Source organism: Mycoplana sp. ABR4_002 (genome assembly GCF_056159645.1).
Genome location: NZ_JBSWVO010000001.1, coordinates 181,359 through 198,638 on the forward strand (window position 1 = coordinate 181,359; position 17,280 = coordinate 198,638).

At 65.4% G+C, this 17,280-nt stretch carries 16 protein-coding genes; 12 read left to right on the top strand and 4 right to left on the bottom strand.

Going from position 1 to position 17,280, the window contains the following annotated elements:
• Window positions 1-4: 4 nt before the first annotated feature.
• The 6 genes from truB (at window position 5) to ACXAGF_RS00880 (ending at window position 7,805) form a co-directional block, all read left to right on the top strand.
• Window positions 5-940 (top strand): tRNA pseudouridine(55) synthase TruB, encoded by a 936-nt coding sequence (gene truB / locus ACXAGF_RS00855; protein ID WP_475013750.1) that lies wholly within the window; start codon window positions 5-7, stop codon window positions 938-940.
• A gap of 194 nt (window positions 941-1,134) precedes the next feature.
• Window positions 1,135-2,853, top strand: coding sequence for a sensor histidine kinase (locus ACXAGF_RS00860; RefSeq protein ID WP_475013751.1), 1,719 nt, complete (start codon window positions 1,135-1,137; stop codon window positions 2,851-2,853).
• 186 nt (window positions 2,854-3,039) lie between these two features.
• Entirely contained in the window at window positions 3,040-3,309 is a 270-nt protein-coding gene (gene rpsO, locus ACXAGF_RS00865) for a 30S ribosomal protein S15 (RefSeq protein ID WP_475013752.1), read from the top strand.
• A 331-nt stretch (window positions 3,310-3,640) separates the two neighbouring features.
• Complete coding sequence (gene pnp / locus ACXAGF_RS00870) at window positions 3,641-5,788, top strand: polyribonucleotide nucleotidyltransferase (RefSeq protein WP_475013754.1); 2,148 nt, start codon at window positions 3,641-3,643, stop codon at window positions 5,786-5,788.
• A gap of 96 nt (window positions 5,789-5,884) precedes the next feature.
• Complete coding sequence (locus ACXAGF_RS00875; RefSeq protein WP_475013755.1) at window positions 5,885-6,901, top strand: class I SAM-dependent methyltransferase; 1,017 nt, start codon at window positions 5,885-5,887, stop codon at window positions 6,899-6,901.
• 115 nt (window positions 6,902-7,016) lie between these two features.
• A complete protein-coding gene (locus ACXAGF_RS00880) occupies window positions 7,017-7,805 on the top strand; it encodes a YdcF family protein (protein WP_475013756.1) in 789 nt (262 codons plus the stop codon).
• A gap of 6 nt (window positions 7,806-7,811) precedes the next feature.
• Here ACXAGF_RS00880 and ACXAGF_RS00885 read toward each other — a convergent pair whose 3' ends face one another.
• Window positions 7,812-8,288 (bottom strand): hypothetical protein, encoded by a 477-nt coding sequence (locus tag ACXAGF_RS00885; RefSeq protein WP_475013758.1) that lies wholly within the window; start codon window positions 8,286-8,288, stop codon window positions 7,812-7,814.
• Between the two features lie 134 nt (window positions 8,289-8,422).
• On the opposite strand from ACXAGF_RS00885, the gene ACXAGF_RS00890 reads away from it, so the two are divergent.
• A complete protein-coding gene (locus ACXAGF_RS00890; RefSeq protein WP_475013759.1) occupies window positions 8,423-9,058 on the top strand; it encodes a trimeric intracellular cation channel family protein in 636 nt (211 codons plus the stop codon).
• A 48-nt stretch (window positions 9,059-9,106) separates the two neighbouring features.
• Here ACXAGF_RS00890 and irrA read toward each other — a convergent pair whose 3' ends face one another.
• Window positions 9,107-9,526: an iron response transcriptional regulator IrrA gene (gene irrA, locus ACXAGF_RS00895; RefSeq protein ID WP_475013761.1), complete on the bottom strand. Its 420-nt coding sequence runs from the start codon at window positions 9,524-9,526 to the stop codon at window positions 9,107-9,109.
• A 320-nt stretch (window positions 9,527-9,846) separates the two neighbouring features.
• Here irrA and fabA point away from each other — a divergent pair, with 320 nt between their 5' ends.
• Genes fabA through fabI form a run of 3 tightly spaced genes read left to right on the top strand, consistent with a single transcriptional unit; the run spans window position 9,847 to window position 12,442 of the window.
• On the top strand, window positions 9,847-10,362 hold the full coding sequence (gene fabA / locus ACXAGF_RS00900) for a 3-hydroxyacyl-[acyl-carrier-protein] dehydratase FabA (protein ID WP_475013763.1): 516 nt from the start codon (window positions 9,847-9,849) through the stop codon (window positions 10,360-10,362).
• A 46-nt stretch (window positions 10,363-10,408) separates the two neighbouring features.
• Window positions 10,409-11,629: a beta-ketoacyl-ACP synthase I gene (fabB, locus tag ACXAGF_RS00905; RefSeq protein ID WP_475013765.1), complete on the top strand. Its 1,221-nt coding sequence runs from the start codon at window positions 10,409-10,411 to the stop codon at window positions 11,627-11,629.
• A gap of 6 nt (window positions 11,630-11,635) precedes the next feature.
• A complete protein-coding gene (gene fabI / locus ACXAGF_RS00910) occupies window positions 11,636-12,442 on the top strand; it encodes an enoyl-ACP reductase FabI (protein WP_475013766.1) in 807 nt (268 codons plus the stop codon).
• A 15-nt stretch (window positions 12,443-12,457) separates the two neighbouring features.
• On the opposite strand, the gene ACXAGF_RS00915 is transcribed toward fabI, so the two are convergent.
• Both ACXAGF_RS00915 and ACXAGF_RS00920 read right to left on the bottom strand, forming a co-directional pair.
• Window positions 12,458-12,994, bottom strand: a complete 537-nt coding sequence (locus ACXAGF_RS00915; RefSeq protein ID WP_475013768.1) for a GNAT family N-acetyltransferase — start codon at window positions 12,992-12,994, stop codon at window positions 12,458-12,460.
• Between the two features lie 18 nt (window positions 12,995-13,012).
• Window positions 13,013-13,591 (bottom strand): helix-turn-helix domain-containing protein, encoded by a 579-nt coding sequence (locus ACXAGF_RS00920; RefSeq protein WP_475013770.1) that lies wholly within the window; start codon window positions 13,589-13,591, stop codon window positions 13,013-13,015.
• A 146-nt stretch (window positions 13,592-13,737) separates the two neighbouring features.
• Here ACXAGF_RS00920 and ACXAGF_RS00925 point away from each other — a divergent pair, with 146 nt between their 5' ends.
• Window positions 13,738-15,006 carry an MFS transporter gene (locus tag ACXAGF_RS00925; RefSeq protein WP_475013772.1) on the top strand — a complete coding sequence of 423 codons (1,269 nt, stop codon included), beginning with the start codon at window positions 13,738-13,740 and terminating at the stop codon, window positions 15,004-15,006.
• A 56-nt stretch (window positions 15,007-15,062) separates the two neighbouring features.
• Window positions 15,063-16,895 (top strand): translation elongation factor 4, encoded by a 1,833-nt coding sequence (gene lepA / locus ACXAGF_RS00930; protein ID WP_475013773.1) that lies wholly within the window; start codon window positions 15,063-15,065, stop codon window positions 16,893-16,895.
• Window positions 16,896-17,280: the final 385 nt, after the last annotated feature.

The window sequence follows — 17,280 nt, forward strand, 5'->3', positions numbered from 1 at the left end:
AGCGATGTCCAAACCACGTAAGCCCAAGGGCCGCCCGATCTCGGGCTGGCTCATTCTCGACAAGCCGTTCGACTTCGGTTCGACGGAAGCGGTCTCCAAGATCAAGTGGCTGTTCAAGGCGCAGAAGGCCGGCCATGCCGGGACCCTCGATCCGCTCGCCTCCGGCATGCTGCCGATCGCCCTCGGCGATGCCACCAAGACCGTTCCCTACGTGATGGACGGGCGCAAGATCTACGAGTTCACCGTCACCTGGGGCGAGGAACGCTCCACCGACGACCTCGAGGGCGAGGTGACGCGCGCCTCGGACGCACGCCCGGGCGCCGACGCCATCAAGGCGCTACTGCCGCGTTATACCGGCGTCATCCAGCAGGTGCCGCCGCAGTTCTCGGCGATCAAGATCGACGGCGAGCGGGCCTATGACATTGCCCGCGACGGAGACACCGTCGAGATCCCGGCGCGGGAGGTCGAGGTCCATCGGCTCACCCTGCTCGGCTGCCCTGACGCCGGTACGGCGAAGTTCGAGGTCGAATGCGGAAAGGGCACCTATGTGCGCTCGCTCGCGCGCGACTTCGGTCGCGATCTCGGCTGCTACGGCCACATCTCGGAACTGCGCCGCACCTATGTGGCGCCGTTTGGCGAGGACGATATGGTGTCCCTGGCCGAGTTGTCCGCACTGGAAGGGGTCGAGGACGAGGCCGAGCGTCTGGCGGCGCTCGACGCGTTCCTGATCGATACCAGCGAAGCGCTCTCCAGCCTGCCGCAGATCGTCGTCAACGACGACCAGGCCCACCGGCTGCGCATGGGCAATCCCATTATCCTGCGCGGCCGCGATGCGCCGGTCTCGGCCGACGAGGCCTATGCGACGGCACGCGGGCGACTGGTCGCGATCGGCGAAATCGGCGGCGGCGAGTTCCGGCCGAAGCGGGTGTTTGCCGGCTGACCGGGTTGCCCTGATTGCAACAGTCCCGGGCGGAATGGCCTAAATGTCTGGTATTGTTGGTCCCGAACCTTGATTTCGCCCCTCCGCGAGCGCTCAATGAGGCGAGCGGGCGCCCACCGCGGCCGGCTGCCGATTCGATCGGCAACAAAGGATCGAGGGCAACGCCAGAGCGGAAAGGGCAGCGGTTGACGGTCATGGAAACGAAGGGCGGAAGCGCGCGATCCTCCTCGCCCGGCAGGGCAGTGCGCTGGTCGGCGCGGTTGCGCCGTCCGGTCGCCCTCTATCTGGTCAGCCTGATCCTGCTCGCGGTTGTCCCCGCCTTCGTGTTCGCCGCGATAGTGCTGCACCGCACGAACGAGGCGCAGGAGCGGATCCAGGATGCGCTGCTGCGGACCTCCACCGGCGCCGTCGGGCGCGTGGTCGAGCGCGAGATTTCGACGATGCTGTCGACGCTCTCCTTCATCTCCACCTCGGAGCATCTCCCGCCCGGTGATTTCCGCAGCCTGCAGCAGCAGGCAGAAAAGACCCTGGCGGGGTCGGAGGCTTTCCTGCTGGTGATCGCGCGGGACCACCGCCAGCTGCTCAATACGCGCGTGCCCTACGGCACGCCGCTGGGGCCGACGTCCGACCCGGTTACTGCGGAAAAGGCGTTCGTCAGCGGCCGGCCAATGGTGTCCGGCCTGTTCTTCGGCAAGACCGCGGGCAAATGGGTCTTCAACGTTCATCTGCCGGTGTCGCTGGCCTCCGGCGAACAGGTCCTGTTGACGCTGACCCAGAACGCGGACAACCTGAGCCGCGCGCTGAACCCCGGAATCCTGCCGCCGGGCTGGAATGCCGCGGTGCTGGACGAGGCCAATACGGTAGTCGTTTCGACCGATCCGAGCGCCGCGGTCGGCAAGCCGTTCTTTCTTTCCGTCGTGCCGGCCCTGCGCATCGGCGTCGGTCATACCCGGTTCCAGGATACCGACTATGACGTCGTGACCGACTTCTCCGCCCTGTCCGGCTGGAAGATGGTGGCCTGGGCCAGGTCCGCCGACGTCGAGGCTCCGGCCACGGCGTCCTTCATCTGGCTGGTCGGTGGCGGCGCCATTCTCGCCGGGCTGGCCGCCGGGGCGGCCGTCCTGATCGCCAGGCTGGTTTCGCGCGACGTACGGCAGCTGGCGCGCGATGCGATGCGGCTCGGGTTGGGCGAAGCCGTTCCGCCGCGCCAGCAGGTCATTGCCGAGTTGGAGACCGTGTCCAAGGCGCTCTCCGAGGCGGCGGATGCCCGGGCGAAGGCCGAGAACGAGATCCGGTTCCTGATGCGCGAGGTGGCGCATCGCTCGAAGAACCAGCTGACGGTGATCCAGGCGATGCTGAATCAATCGGCCAATTCGGCCGAATCCGCCGCCGCATTTGCCGAGGCGTTCCGCAAGCGGGTCGCGGGGCTGGCCCGTTCCACCGACTTGATGATCGCGAACGCGGCGCTGGGGGTTGAGCTGGCCGAACTGGCCGGCAACCAGCTGAAGCCGTTCATGCCCGACGATGCCGATCGCGTGCGCATCGCCGGACCGTCCGTGCGCCTCGACAGCCAGACCTCGCAGACGCTTGGCATGGCGTTGCACGAGCTGGCGACCAATGCTGCAAAGTACGGCGCGTTCGCCAACGAGCGCGGCGTGGTCGACCTGTCCTGGTCCATCGCTCGTGACAGGCTCTTGCTGGTCTGGCGTGAGCGCGGCGCCGATATCGACCAGGAGCAGGTCGAGCACGGCCGAAAAGGCTTCGGCAGCATCGTTCTCGAGCGCATGCTCGGCATCGCGCTGCAGGCCAACCTCGAGCGCAACATGCATGCGGACGGCATCGAGTGGCGGGTCTCGATTCCGCTGTCGCGGTTGAAGGATGAGGCATGCGAAGCCGCTGATGGGGCCGGGTAAGGGCCGTCTGACGGCCCGGGATCGGCGTGCCGGGTGGGGCTGATCGACGGGCCTTCCCTTTCCCCCGTGAATGGTTTATAGGCAGCGCCAGCACGCGGCTTGTATCCGTCTGCTTTCATGGCCGTTGCTGGACGACATCCCGGCAACCGGCGACCCAAGTCCTCAGTTCCAAGAAAGGATCATCCGATGTCGATCACTGCTGAGCGCAAGGCTGCGCTGATCAAGGAATACGCCACCACCGAAGGCGACACCGGTTCGCCGGAAGTCCAGGTTGCCATCCTGACCGAGCGCATCAACAACCTGACGGAACACTTCAAGGGCCACAAGAAGGACAATCACTCTCGCCGTGGTCTTCTGACGCTGGTTTCGAGCCGACGCTCGCTTCTTGACTATCTCAAGAAGAAGGACGAATCCCGCTACAGCAAGCTGATTGCTGCGCTGGGCATCCGCCGCTGAGTTTTGCTGGCGGGCGTTCCTTGCGGGGCGCCCGCCAGTCGCATTCACGGAAGGATCTTCCGTGCCGTTCCGATGATCGGAACCCACTTTTCCAGCAGGCCGGATGGGCCGGACCTGCGGAGCAACCGATGACTTGTCATGGGGCAGGATTGCAGGATGCTTCAGGCGCCCGCCTGAGCCTGGCGGGCCGGAAGCGCCCGGCCTGGACGGCGGAAGCCGACGCGATGCGAAGCCTCCCGTTGTCTTGCCCATGATGCGTCACGAATGCGGATAGAGCCACCCGCGCCGACAAGGCGGCGGTGCGTTTCTCCGCAACAAGTAAGGACAAGACATGTTCGATACCCATACGGTTGAAATCGAATGGGCGGGTCGTCCGCTCAAGCTCGAGACCGGCAAGATCGCCCGCCAGGCCGACGGCGCCGTTCTGGCCACCTACGGTGAGACCGTCGTTCTCGCCACCGTCGTCTCGGCCAAGGCGCCGAAGCCGGGCCAGGACTTCTTCCCCCTGACCGTCAACTATCAGGAAAAGACCTACGCGGCCGGCAAGATCCCCGGCGGATACTTCAAGCGCGAAGGCCGCCCGAGCGAGAACGAGACGCTCGTCTCGCGCCTGATCGACCGCCCGATCCGCCCGCTCTTCCCGGAGGGCTACAAGAACGACACCCAGGTCATCATCACGGTCATGCAGCATGACCTCGAGAACAACCCGGACGTTGTCGCCATGGTCGCCGCCTCCGCCGCGCTGACGCTGTCGGGCATTCCGTTCATGGGCCCGGTCGGCGGTGCGCGCGTCGGCTACATCAACGGCGAATACGTGCTGAACCCGCATCTCGACGAGATGGACGAATCGACCCTCGACCTCGTCGTCGCCGGCACCCAGGAAGCGGTGCTGATGGTCGAGTCCGAGGCGAAGGAACTGCCGGAAGACATCATGCTCGGCGCCGTCACCTTCGGCCACACGGGCTTCCAGCCGGTAATCGACGCGATCATCAAGCTCGCCGAGGTTGCCGCCAAGGAGCCGCGCGAATTCGAGCCGAAGGACTACGCCGATCTTGAGAAGGCGATGCTGGCGATCGCCGAGTCCGGCCTGCGCGCCGCCTACCAGATCACCGAGAAGACCGCGCGCTACGCTGCCGTCGACGCCGTCAAGGCGAAGGTGAAGGAGCACTTCCTGCCCGAGGGCGTCGAGGACCCGCAGTACAGCGCCGAGGAAATCGGTGCGGTGTTCAAGCACCTGCAGGCCAAGATCGTTCGCTGGAACGTTCTCGACACCAAGAGCCGCATCGACGGCCGTGACCTCGTCACCGTCCGTCCGATCGTCGCCGAGGTCGGCCTGCTGCCGCGCACCCACGGCTCGGCGCTGTTCACCCGCGGCGAAACCCAGGCCATCGTCGTCGCCACGCTTGGCACCGGCGAAGACGAACAGTACGTCGATTCCTTGACCGGCATGTACAAGGAAAACTTCATGCTGCACTACAACTTCCCGCCCTTCTCGGTCGGTGAGACGGGCCGCATGGGTTCCCCGGGCCGGCGCGAGATCGGCCACGGCAAGCTTGCCTGGCGCGCGATCCACCCGATGCTGCCGACGGCGGAGCAGTTCCCCTACACGCTGCGCGTCGTGTCCGAGATCACCGAGTCCAACGGCTCGTCCTCGATGGCCACCGTCTGCGGCACCTCGCTGGCCCTGATGGACGCCGGCGTTCCGCTGGCAAAGCCGGTCGCCGGCATCGCCATGGGCCTGATCAAGGAAGAGGAGCGCTTTGCCGTTCTGTCCGACATTCTGGGCGACGAGGACCACCTCGGCGACATGGACTTCAAGGTCGCCGGCACCGAGGCGGGCATCACCTCGCTGCAGATGGACATCAAGATCGACGGCATCACCGAGGAGATCATGAAGGTCGCCCTCGACCAGGCCAAGGGCGGTCGCCTGCACATCCTCGGCGAAATGGCCAAGGCCATCACCGAGAGCCGCTCCGAACTCGGCGAGTTCGCGCCGCGCATCGAAGTGATGAACATCCCGGTCGACAAGATCCGCGAAGTCATCGGCTCCGGTGGCAAGGTCATCCGCGAGATCGTCGAGAAGACCGGCGCCAAGGTCAACATCGAGGACGACGGAACCGTCAAGATCGCCTCCGCCTCGGGCAAGGAGATCGAGGCCGCCCGCAAGTGGATCCACTCGATCGTCGCCGAGCCGGAAGTCGGCCAGATCTACGAGGGCACGGTCGTCAAGACCGCGGACTTCGGCGCCTTCGTCAACTTCTTCGGCCCGCGTGACGGCCTGGTGCACATCTCGCAGCTGTCCGGCGAGCGCGTCGCCAAGACCACCGACGTCGTCAAGGAAGGTGACAAGGTGTACGTCAAGCTGATGGGCTTTGACGAGCGCGGCAAGGTTCGCCTGTCGATGAAGGTTGTCGACCAGGCGACCGGCAAGGAACACGTCGCCGAGAAGAAGAGCGACGGCGGCGAAGCCGCAGAGTAAGGCTAGCCTTACCGATTGACGGGGCGCGGGGCGGCATGTTCCGCGCCCCTTTTCTTTGACAGCGCGGGCGCCCGCGCACGCCACGAGAGTACGCCTATGAGCCGCGACGCGCTTAAGACCCTGTTCCACCCCTTTGCCTCCGGGCTGGTGGAAATGCCTGCCGACGGCCAGCGCTACCTCTTTCTCGGCGCCGAGGCCGGGCAACGGCCCCCCGAGGGCTTTTCCGCGGTGATTGACGCGGTGCAACCGCTACGGTCGCACTATCGCGCGCTCGAGGCCTCCCGCGTGACGGTGACGCCGACGGTGGAGGGCGATGGCTACGACGGCGCGCTGGTGTTGTGCGGCAAGCACAAGGGCGAGAACGAAGGCCGCATCGCCGAAGCGCTGCGGCGCGTGCGTGAAGGCGGGCTGGTCCTGATCGCCGGCGGCAAGGAGGATGGCATCCAGTCGCTGCGCAAGCGGCTCGACCGGTACGGTTTCGATGGCGATCACGCCCCGAAGTATCATGGCGTCGCGCTGTGGTTCACCCGCCCCGCCGATGTCGAGGAGCCGATCAGGGCCCTGGCGGCGCGCCCGGTCCGCGTGGATGACCGGTTCGTCGCTGCTCCCGGCATGTTCTCGCACGACCGCGTGGACGAGGGCTCGGAACTCCTGGCGAGCCGCATCCCCACCGATTTCCGTGGACACGCCGCCGACTTCGGCGCTGGCTGGGGCTATCTCTCGGTGCTGCTTGCCGAGCGGGCGCCGGGTTTGAGGGGCATCGACCTGTTCGAGGCCGACTTCAACGCGCTGCAGGCGGCCAAGGAGAACATGTCCGAAAACAGTGCGAACGTTCCGGCCCGCTTCTATTGGCAAGACCTCACCAGCGAAGTTCCGCGCGACCACTACGACCTGATCGTCATGAACCCGCCGTTTCATGAGGGCCATGCCGCCGATCACGGGCTGGGCGCCGCGATGATCCGCATGGCGGCGCGGTCGCTGAAGGCGGGCGGCCGGTTGATGCTCGTCGCCAATCGCGGCCTGCCCTACGAGCCGGTCCTGACGGAGGCGTTCAAGGAGTGCGGCGAGGCCTGCCGCAACGCCCGCTTCAAGGTGCTGTGGGGCCGTCGCTAGGCGATCGGCTGCCTGCGTCCGCTGGAGCCGGTCCTCCGGCAGGGCTTTTCTTGGCAGACGCGTCGTGTTTCCCTCGACCGCGGCGATTCGCCGGCGGTAGGGCAAAGGGGCGCGTGTGAGCTATCTGGCATCGAAGATCTTCTGGCTGGTAGCGCAGCCGCTGTCGCTGGCCTTCCTTCTCATCGTCATCGGATTGGTACTTGCCTTTCTGGGCCGGCGCCGGCTCCAACTGCTGTCCATGGCGCTGTCGGCGGCGGTTCTCTTCGTCACCCTGTACACCAGTGCCGGCTCGGTCATGCTGCAGGCGTTGGAAAGCCGCTTCCCGCGGGCGAGCCTGCCCGCCGCGCCGGACTGTATCATCGTGCTCGGCGGCGGGTTCGAAGCTGAGGTCATCGCCGCGCGTGGCGGCATCGAGATGAACCAGGCCGGCGACCGTTTCGTCGAGGCGCTCCGGCTGGCGCGTGCCCACCCGGATGCGCGCATCCTGGTGTCCGGCGGCGACGGGTCATTCAGCGGGCGGTACGCCGGCGATGCCGCCGTCTCGGCGGGCTTCTTCGGGGCCTTCGGCGTTTCAGGCGACAGTCTGGTCCAGGAAACCGGTTCGCGCAACACCTTTGAGAACGTCGAGAACACCGGAACCCTGCTCGCGGAAATCGCGCTCGAGCGCTGTGTCCTTGTCACCTCCGCGTTTCACATGCCGCGGGCGGTCGGCCTGTTTCGCAAGGCGGGCGTGGCGGTGTGGCCCTGGCCCGCCGACTATCGCACCAGCGGCCTCGTCCGTCTGCGGCTGGACTTCACCCAGCCGTCGTCCAATGCGCAGCTGACGACCACCGCGCTGAGGGAATGGACCGGGCTTCTGGCCTATTACCTGACCGGGCGCACGAGCGCCCTTCTGCCGGGCTGAGCGCCGTTATTTTCTGGAGATCGTGTCGAAGCGCAGGCCGCGCACGCGACTGGTGATGATGCAGTACTCGTCGTCGTCACGCCCGCAGGAGGCAGCGTCGGCCTTCATTTCGAACACGAGGTTGCCGTAGCGCTTCTTCAACTCGTAGCCATAGAGGTCGGCATTGGCGATGAAGACGTAGCCCCCCTCGGCGACGCCGACGTAGAAATTGTGCGGGCAGCCGACATTGCCGCAGAGCTTGCCATCGGTTCCGTCGCAGTTGACCGCGCCAAGATCGGCAATGACGTCGTCGAGGCCGTCATTGTTGAAGTCGACGACCGTGGCGAAGTGTTCGCCATAGGTCGCGATCCTGCACTGTTGCGCCACCTCGGCCTTCTCGTAGGCGACCGCGTCGTCGATGATGTCGGCCGCCCGACCGGCGCTGGCCAGCGACATCGCCGTCAGCAGGAGGGCGATGCCGGGAACGAGGCGGGAAAACATCATGCAGGGCCTTTCCATGATGGCAGGATCTGGCAAAAGTAGGCCGGAACGCCGTCTGGGCGACACGGAGCTAGGCAGCACCCTATCCTGGCAAGCTGTCGCGAGGCTGGTTGGGAGATTGGCGAAAGAGGACGCGTGTGACGATACTCGAACTGCTCGATTATGCGGGCGTGGCAGTCTTCGCTGCGACCGGCGCGTTGTCGGCCTCCCGCAAGCAACTGGACGTCATCGGCTTCCTCTTCCTTGCCGCCGCGACGGGAATCGGCGGAGGGACCTTTCGCGACGTCGTCCTCGGTGCGACGCCGGTCTTCTGGGTGGTCAATCCGGTCTATCTGCTCGTTTGCGCCTGTGTCGGTCTTGTTCTCTATTTCACCGCGCACCTGTTCGAATCGCGCTACCGGTTGCTTTTGTGGTTCGACGCGGTCGGCATGGCGTCCTACAGCGTGATGGGCGCGGCCAAGGGGCTGGCGGCGACCGGGTCGCCGGCCGTCGCCATCGTTACCGGGGTGATGACGGCCAGCGCCGGCGGCATTCTGCGCGACCTGCTCGCCGGCGAACCGTCGGTGCTGCTGCGCCCGGAGATCTACGTGACTGCGGCGCTGGCCGGGGCCGCAGTCTTCACCATTGCGACCATGGCGGCCGTGCCGTTGGCGCTGGCCTCCACCGTCGGCCTGCTGGCGGCCTTCATTGTCCGCGGCGGCGCGCTGCGGTACGGCTGGCGCATTCCCGTCTACAAGCCGCGCCCGGGGCGCCATCCCGACGATGTGATGTGAGCCCTTGCCGCAAAGGTGGCATTATCGGCTGTGGCGGATCGGCGCCGCTCAGCGCTTCTTGTCGCGCAACCGGATGATGACGTCGACATGGGCAATTTCCTTGCCCTCGGGCGGTTCCGGCAGATTGCCGATCTCGATGCTGCTGAGCGGAATGTCGAGGACCTGATTCTCGCCCTCGATGAAGAAATGGTGGTGGTCGGAGATGTTGGTGTCGAAATAGGTGCGCGAGCCCTCGACCGCGAGCACCCGCACCAGCCCGGCCTCGGTGAACTGGTGCAGCGTGTTGTAGACCGTCGCCAGCGAAACCGGAACGCCCGCCTCGACCGCCTCCTCGTGCAGTTCCTCGACGGTCAGGTGCCGGTCGCCCTTGGCGAAGAGAAGATCGGCCAGCGCAATGCGCTGACGCGTCGGGCGCAGGCCGCAGTCGCGCAGTCGCCCTTCGATGTTCATTTCTCTCGTGTGCGCCATGGGTTCCCGATCCACTCGGCTGATCTTCCGCAACAATCTTGACACTCCGATATAACTTTAGGAACTGGCGGATTCAATAGGTTTGGCTGCCGCCGGACCATGGGCGCATGCGGAAAACCAAGGCTTTGACGCGTCGGAGGGCACTTTGGGCTAGCTGTGGCGCCGGTCATCATGTATGCGAAACGCGAAAATGGCGCCGGCGTCCCGTGGGGTGCGGGCGTTGCAAAAGCGGTGCGGGATCGGGCCGATCCTTCAAAACGGCCCCATCCTGCCCTAAATGCTAGCAGATAAGAACTTTGGGACCGGGGAAGAAACAGTCCATGACCACCAGGCAGTCCAGCTTCACCTACGAAGAAATCCTCTCCTGCGGCCGCGGTGAACTCTTTGGCCCGGGCAATGCGCAGTTGCCGTTGCCGCCGATGCTGATGGTCCATCGCATCACCGACATCTCCGAAACTGGCGGTGCCTTCGATAAGGGCTATGTGCGCGCCGAGTACGACGTGCGCCCCGACGATTGGTACTTTCCCTGCCACTTCCAGGGTAACCCGATCATGCCGGGCTGCCTCGGCCTCGACGGCATGTGGCAGTTGACCGGCTTCTTCCTGGGCTGGCTTGGCGAGCCGGGCCGCGGCATGGCGCTGTCCACCGGCGAGGTGAAGTTCAAGGGCATGGTGCGCCCCGACACGAAGCTTCTGGAATACGGTATCGACTTCAAGCGCGTCATGCGCGGGCGTCTGGTGCTCGGCACGGCCGACGGCTGGCTGAAGGCCGACGGAGAGGTCATCTACCAGGCGAGCGACCTGCGGGTCGGCCTGTCGAAGGACAAGGTCGAGTAAGGCCAAAGCGCGTATCGAGCGACAGAAAAAGAAAAGGTCAGAATCAATGAGACGGGTTGTTGTCACGGGTCTTGGGATCGTGTCCTCCATCGGGAACAATGCGGAAGAGGTCACGGCGTCGCTGCGCGAAGCCCGGTCGGGGATCAGCTTTTCCAAGGATTTCGCCGACCATGGCTTCAAGTGCCAGGTCTGGGGCGCTCCCAACATCGACACTTCCGATCTGGTCGACCGTCGCGCCATGCGCTTCCTGTCGCAGGGCGGTGCCTGGAATCACGTTGCGATGAAGCAGGCGATTGCCGACTCCGGGCTGGAGGAGGGCGACATCACCAACGAGCGGACCGGCATCATCATGGGCTCGGGCGGTCCGTCCACCCGCACGATCGTCGAGGCCTCCGACATCACGCTGAAGAACGGCAGCCCCAAGCGCATCGGCCCGTTCGCCGTGCCGAAGGCGATGTCGTCCACGGCGTCGGCCACGCTCGCCACCTGGTTCAAGATCCACGGGGTCAACTATTCGATCTCCTCGGCCTGCTCGACCTCGGCGCACTGCATCGGCAACGCGGCGGAAATGATCCAGTGGGGCAAGCAGGACGTGATGTTCGCCGGCGGCCACGAGGATCTGGACTGGTCGATGTCGAACCTGTTCGACGCCATGGGGGCGATGTCTTCGAAGTACAATGAAGCGCCGTCCACCGCCTCGCGCGCCTACGACGTCGATCGCGACGGCTTCGTCATCGCCGGCGGCGCCGGCGTGCTGGTGCTCGAGGAACTGGAGCACGCCAAGGCGCGCGGCGCCAAGATCTACGCCGAGATCGTCGGCTACGGCGCCACCTCCGACGGCTACGACATGGTGGCTCCCTCGGGCGAGGGCGCGGTGCGCTGCATGCGCCAGGCGCTGGCGACGGTGAGGGGGGACGTCGACTACATCAACACCCACGGCACCTCGACACCCGTCGGCGATTCGAAGGAGATCGGCGCGATCCGCGAGGTCTTCGGCGATAAGGTGCCGCATATCCAGTCGACCAAGTCGCTGACCGGTCATTCGCTGGGCGCGGCCGGCGTGCAGGAGTCGATCTACAGCCTGCTGATGATGCAGGCCGGCTTCATCGGCGAGAGCGCGCATATCCAGACGCTCGACCCCGAGTTCGAGGGCATGCCGATCGTGCGCGAGCGCATCGACAACGCCAAGATCGACATCGCGCTCTCGAACTCCTTCGGCTTCGGCGGCACCAACGCCACGCTGGTGTTCCAGCGCTACAACGGATAACGGCAGATGACGGGGATCATGAACGGAAAGCGCGGCCTCATCATGGGGGTCGCGAACAACCACTCCATCGCCTGGGGCATCGCCAAGGCGCTGGCGGGGCAAGGCGCCGAATTGTGCTTTACCTACCAGGGCGAGGCGCTTGGCAAGCGCGTCAAGCCGCTGGCCGCCGAACTCGGATCGGATTTTCTGCTGCCCTGTGACGTCGAGGACGCCGCAACCGTCGACGCCGTCATCGCTGCCGTCAAGGAGCGCTGGGGCAAGCTCGACTTCGTCGTCCATGCCATCGGTTTCTCCGACAAGAACGAGCTGAAGGGGCTCTACGCCGACACCTCGCGCGAGAACTTCACGCGGACGATGGTGATCTCCTGCTTTTCCTTCACCGAGATCGCGCGCCGCGCCGCCGAGTTGATGGACGAGGGCGGCGCCATGCTGACGCTGACCTATGGCGGTTCGATGCGCGTCATGCCCAACTACAACGTCATGGGCGTGGCGAAGGCGGCGCTGGAGGCGTCGGTACGCTACCTCGCCGGGGACTACGGCCCGCGCGGCATTCGCGTCAACGCGATCTCCGCCGGCCCGATCCGCACGCTGGCGGGCGCTGGTATCTCGGATGCGCGCGCCATGCTGTCCTGGCAGCAGAAGAACTCGCCGCTACGCCGCACGGTCACCATCGACGATGTCGGCAGTTCGGCGCTCTATCTGCTCTCTGACCTGTCGAGCGGTGTCACCGGCGAGATCCATTACGTCGATGCCGGCTACAACATCACCTCGATGCCGACGCTGGCGACGCTGCGCAACGCCGATAGTGAGTAGCACCGGCGGCGCCGGTTAGGCTGGTACCTTCCCGGCGCCGACGCGCTTGTAGAACAGCGTCGTGGCACAGAAGCTGCCATCGGGATTGAGCGCATAGTCCGGGATTGTCCCGACCCGAGACCATCCGAGTCTGCGATAAACGGTTTCGGCGGGACTGCCCGTCGCCGTGTCGAGCACGAGCACGGTCTTGCCGCGCGACGCCGCCTCGGCCTCGGCCCGATCCATCAGTCGGCGGGCCAATCCCCGGCCACGAGCTCTTTCCCTGACCAGCAGCTTCTTGATGTCGGCGCGATGGCCCTGATTCGGCATCTGTCGCATGCCGACCTGTACTGTCCCGACGATTCGGCCATCCACCGCGGCGGCGAACAGCAGGGTCGAGCCATCCTCCACCGTGTCGATCACACCGCTCCAGAAGGCCATCGCGTCGTCGAGTCCGTAGGGCGCCATGAAGCCCACCGACGCGCCACCCATGACGCAGTCGACCAGCACCTCGGCCAGTTCGCCGATCCGCTGTTCCGCCTCCGCCCGTTCCAACATCCAGATGCCGTCCATTCGTATTCCTCGCCATTCTCAGTTGCGGCCGCGGTCGAGCAGGACGGCATAGCGCGCCGGCTCGGGACCCGGATTGTGAAAGATGTGGCCCTCGGTGATGCTCATGAACAGGCAGTCGCCCGGTTCAAGCTTGTGCATGGCCGCGCCGACCGTCATCTCCAGTCGACCGGAGAACAGCCAGACATGTTGGGTCATGCCCTCCCTGGCCGTTTCCGGCGGATAGGCGATGCGGGCGCCGGCCGGAAACTCCACCTCGATCACCTCCACGCGAGATGGGCTGCCCGCCGGCGAGACGGCGCGGCGCCGGTACCCGGTTTCGGGATCGCGCCAGACCGGCTGCTCGGCGCGGCGCGAGAGCGGCGACGCCATGTCGTCGCCGGGGGCAAAAAAATCTGACAGCGTGACACCCAGCGCCGCACAGAGCCGCGACAGCAACTGTGCCGTCGGGCTGGCCTCGCCGCGTTCGATGCGCGAGATCATCGCCCGACTCACACCCGAGCGGTTTCCGAGTTCGTCCAGGGTCAGGCCGCCCCGGGTTCGCAGGGCGCGCAGCCGCTCGGCAACCGCGGTATCGATCGCATCAATTGAATGTTCCATTATGATAGAAATATTGGAAATCATAATAGAGTCAAGCGAGCCCCTGCCGAGGGCGGATTATGTCCTTGCCATGGCGCCAAGACGACAATAACAGCGGTCATCTGTCGCTATGGTTGCAGCAGGAACGAAGGGCGGGAGCGGTTAAAATGCATGTCCGGAAGGCATCGGCCAACTCCCTGCTCTCGATCATGGCGATCGTCGCGTCGATGGCAGGGGTCGCCGTCGGCAACGGGCTGATGTTCGCCTACGTGCCGTTCGTCCTGTCGCGCACGGGCGGAGCCGAATGGGCCCCCGGCGCAGCCGTGACCGCGATCGCCTTCGGCGGACTCGTCGGTTGCGTCGTGGCCGGCCCTCTGATCCGCCGTGTCGGCCACGCGCGCGCTTTCTCCTGTTCGCTCGCGCTCGTCACCATCTCCGCCGTCCTCGTCAGCCTCGGCGTCGATCCGCTGGTCTGGATCTTCGCCCGCGGGCTCTACGGCACGGCCAGTAGCATCAACTTCATCATTGCTCAGAGCTGGCTCAACCATGCAGCCGAAAACAGCTGGCGCGGCAAGGCCATGTCGTTCTTCTACATGAGCTATGTCATCTGCCTCGGGCTGGGTGCCTGGCTGTTCGGCCGGATTCCGGCCGAGGGCAACCTCGTGCCGGTCGCCACGATCTTCTTCACCGCGATCGCGCTGCTGCCGATCGGGCTGACGCGCCTGGCCACGCCGCCGCCCCCGGCCAGCGCCAGGATCGACATCGGCATGGTCTGGCGCAATTCGCCGGTCGGCTTCGTCGGCGTGCTTGCGGCCGGCGGCCTGTCGATGGTTGTGCAGGGCTTCACCCCGATCTATGCGGCCGCCAGCAATGTCGGGCAGAAGGACGTGGCCGCCCTGATGTTCGGGATGCAGTTCGGCCTGTTCTTCGTCCAGTACCCGCTCGGCATCCTGTCAGATCGGATCGACCGGCGCCTCGTGCTGGTCCTCACCTGCCTGATCATCGCGGCCACGGCGGTGGTGGTGCTCGGCACCTCCTTTTCCAACCTCACGCTGCTGATCGTGGTGTTCGCGATCTGGGCCGGCGCGGTGGAGAGCGTCTATTCGGTCGCCAACGCCCATGCCAATGATCGCGCCGACCCGGCCGAGTTCGTGCCGTTGGCCTCGACCTTGCTGGTGGCGTGGTCGGCGTCCGCGACCGTGGTTCCGCTTGGTGTTACCCTGCTGACCCCCGTCCTCGGTCCCCAGACCTTCGTCTATGCGGTGATGATCGTGGCGGCGGCCTATGCCGTGTTCGTGCTGTTGCGGCTGCGCAGCCGAGAGACCGTGCCGGTCGAGGAGCGCGAGCAGTTCGAGCTGAAGAGCGCGCAGGTGCCGAATGCCGGCGCGCTGGTGGAGGTGCCGGACCAGGAGTCCGGTCCCGCCACGTCCGGATGAAAACATGGTAAACCGCGGCGCATTTACCGCTTTGCGGGCGTTGAAGCCGCTGCTATATGGCGCCCATGAGCACCAATTCCTCCACGCCCCTCGACCATATCCGCAACTTCTCGATCGTGGCCCACATCGACCACGGCAAGTCGACGCTGGCCGACCGGCTGATCCAGTCGACCGGCGGCCTTGCCGAGCGCGAGATGAGCGAACAGGTGCTCGACAACATGGAGATCGAGCGCGAGCGCGGCATCACCATCAAGGCGCAGACCGTGCGCCTGCACTACAAGGCGAAGGATGGCGAGACCTATGTCCTCAACCTGATCGACACGCCCGGCCATGTCGACTTCGCCTACGAGGTTTCGCGCTCGCTGTCGGCTTGCGAGGGTTCGCTGCTGGTCGTCGATGCCAGCCAGGGCGTGGAAGCCCAGACGCTCGCCAACGTCTACCAGGCGATCGATAACAACCACGAACTGGTGACGGTGCTGAACAAGATCGACCTGCCGGCGGCCGAACCCGACCGCATCAAGGACCAGATCGAGGAAGTGATCGGCATCGACGCCTCCGACGCCGTGCTGATCTCGGCCAAGACCGGCCTTGGCATTCCCGACGTGCTCGAGGCGATCGTCCACAAGCTGCCGGCGCCGAAGAGCCCCGGCGGCGAAAGCGCGCCGTTGAAGGCGCTGCTGGTCGACAGCTGGTACGACACCTATCTCGGCGTCATGGTGCTGGTGCGCATCATCGAGGGCCGGCTCAGCAAGGGGCAGACCATCCGCATGATGGGCACAGGCGCCAAGTACTCGGTCGAGCGCGTCGGCGTTCTGACGCCGAAGATGGTGGCGATGGACAGCCTCGGCCCCGGCGAGATCGGTTTCATCACTGCCTCGATCAAGGAAGTGGCCGACACCCGCGTCGGTGACACCATCACCGAGGACAAGCGCCCGACCGCCGCCGCTCTGCCGGGTTTCAAGCCCGCCCAGCCGGTGGTCTTCTGCGGCCTGTTCCCGGTCGACGCCGCCGACTTCGACGAACTGCGTTCGGCGATGGGCAAGCTGCGGCTGAACGACGCCTCCTTCTCGTTTGAAATGGAGAGCTCGGCGGCGCTCGGCTTCGGCTTCCGCTGCGGCTTCCTCGGCCTGCTGCACCTCGAGATCATCCAGGAACGGCTGTCGCGCGAGTTCGACCTCGACCTGATCGCCACTGCCCCCTCGGTCGTCTACCAGCTGACGATGACGGACGGCACCGAGATGGAGTTGCACAACCCGGCCGACATGCCGGACGTCGTCAAGATCTCCGAGTTCCGCGAGCCCTGGATCAAGGCGACGATCCTGACGCCGGACGATTATCTCGGCGGTATCCTGAAGCTTTGTCAGGACCGGCGCGGCATCCAGACGGAGCTGACCTATGTCGGCAACCGCGCCATGCTGACCTACGACCTGCCGCTCAACGAGGTCGTCTTCGACTTCTACGACCGGCTGAAGTCGATCTCGAAGGGCTATGCCTCGTTCGACTACAACCTGGCGGACTATCGGGAGAGCGACCTCGTCAAGATGTCAATCCTCGTCAACGCCGAACCGGTCGACGCGCTGTCCATGCTCGTCCACCGCTCCGCGGCCGAAAAGCGCGGCCGCGTCATGTGCGAGAAGCTGAAGGACCTGATCCCGCAGCACATGTTCCAGATCCCGATCCAGGCCGCGATCGGCGGTCGCATCATCGCCCGTGAGACGGTGCGCGCGCTGCGCAAGGACGTGACCGCCAAGTGCTATGGCGGCGACGCCACCCGCAAGCGCAAGCTGCTGGAAAAGCAGAAGGAAGGCAAGAAGCGCATGCGCCAGTTCGGCAAGGTGGAGATTCCGCAGGAAGCCTTCATCGCTGCGCTCAAGATGGGCGACGAATAGGTCGCGAAGATACACGAGACGGGCGCAAGATTCCGGCAGGATTGGCGCTCGTGACCGAGCCGTCCGGCCTGGATCAAGGCCGGCGCGATGCGCCGCGTGCCGGCAGCATTTTGCGGCCCGGAAAGCGCCGGGCCGACGGACCTCGTCCCCTGACCTCATGAATATCGCAGGCTTGGAATCAAGCGTAGGCAGACCTGCTCGCGCGGCGTCGGGTCGTGCCCGCAAATCGATTAATAGTGCAGTGCATCAATAGTATTGCGACGCAATATTTCCTTGCAGGCGATCAACAATATTTGAGAACCGCATCCGACAGGCGAAATCACCCGGCGAAATGGTGAACAAAATCCGTATGATGCTTGCCATGTCGTCGAATTTCCGGAATTAT

Coding starts and splice junctions, on each gene's coding strand:
- truB (WP_475013750.1), top strand. CDS start 5: ATGTCCAAACCACGTAAGCCCAAGGGCCGCCCGATCTCGGGCTGGCTC.
- ACXAGF_RS00860 (WP_475013751.1), top strand. CDS start 1,135: ATGGAAACGAAGGGCGGAAGCGCGCGATCCTCCTCGCCCGGCAGGGCA.
- rpsO (WP_475013752.1), top strand. CDS start 3,040: ATGTCGATCACTGCTGAGCGCAAGGCTGCGCTGATCAAGGAATACGCC.
- pnp (WP_475013754.1), top strand. CDS start 3,641: ATGTTCGATACCCATACGGTTGAAATCGAATGGGCGGGTCGTCCGCTC.
- ACXAGF_RS00875 (WP_475013755.1), top strand. CDS start 5,885: ATGAGCCGCGACGCGCTTAAGACCCTGTTCCACCCCTTTGCCTCCGGG.
- ACXAGF_RS00885 (WP_475013758.1), bottom strand. CDS start 8,288: ATGATGTTTTCCCGCCTCGTTCCCGGCATCGCCCTCCTGCTGACGGCG.
- irrA (WP_475013761.1), bottom strand. CDS start 9,526: ATGGCGCACACGAGAGAAATGAACATCGAAGGGCGACTGCGCGACTGC.
- fabA (WP_475013763.1), top strand. CDS start 9,847: ATGACCACCAGGCAGTCCAGCTTCACCTACGAAGAAATCCTCTCCTGC.
- fabB (WP_475013765.1), top strand. CDS start 10,409: ATGAGACGGGTTGTTGTCACGGGTCTTGGGATCGTGTCCTCCATCGGG.
- fabI (WP_475013766.1), top strand. CDS start 11,636: ATGACGGGGATCATGAACGGAAAGCGCGGCCTCATCATGGGGGTCGCG.
- ACXAGF_RS00915 (WP_475013768.1), bottom strand. CDS start 12,994: ATGGACGGCATCTGGATGTTGGAACGGGCGGAGGCGGAACAGCGGATC.
- ACXAGF_RS00920 (WP_475013770.1), bottom strand. CDS start 13,591: ATGGAACATTCAATTGATGCGATCGATACCGCGGTTGCCGAGCGGCTG.
- ACXAGF_RS00925 (WP_475013772.1), top strand. CDS start 13,738: ATGCATGTCCGGAAGGCATCGGCCAACTCCCTGCTCTCGATCATGGCG.
- lepA (WP_475013773.1), top strand. CDS start 15,063: ATGGCGCCCATGAGCACCAATTCCTCCACGCCCCTCGACCATATCCGC.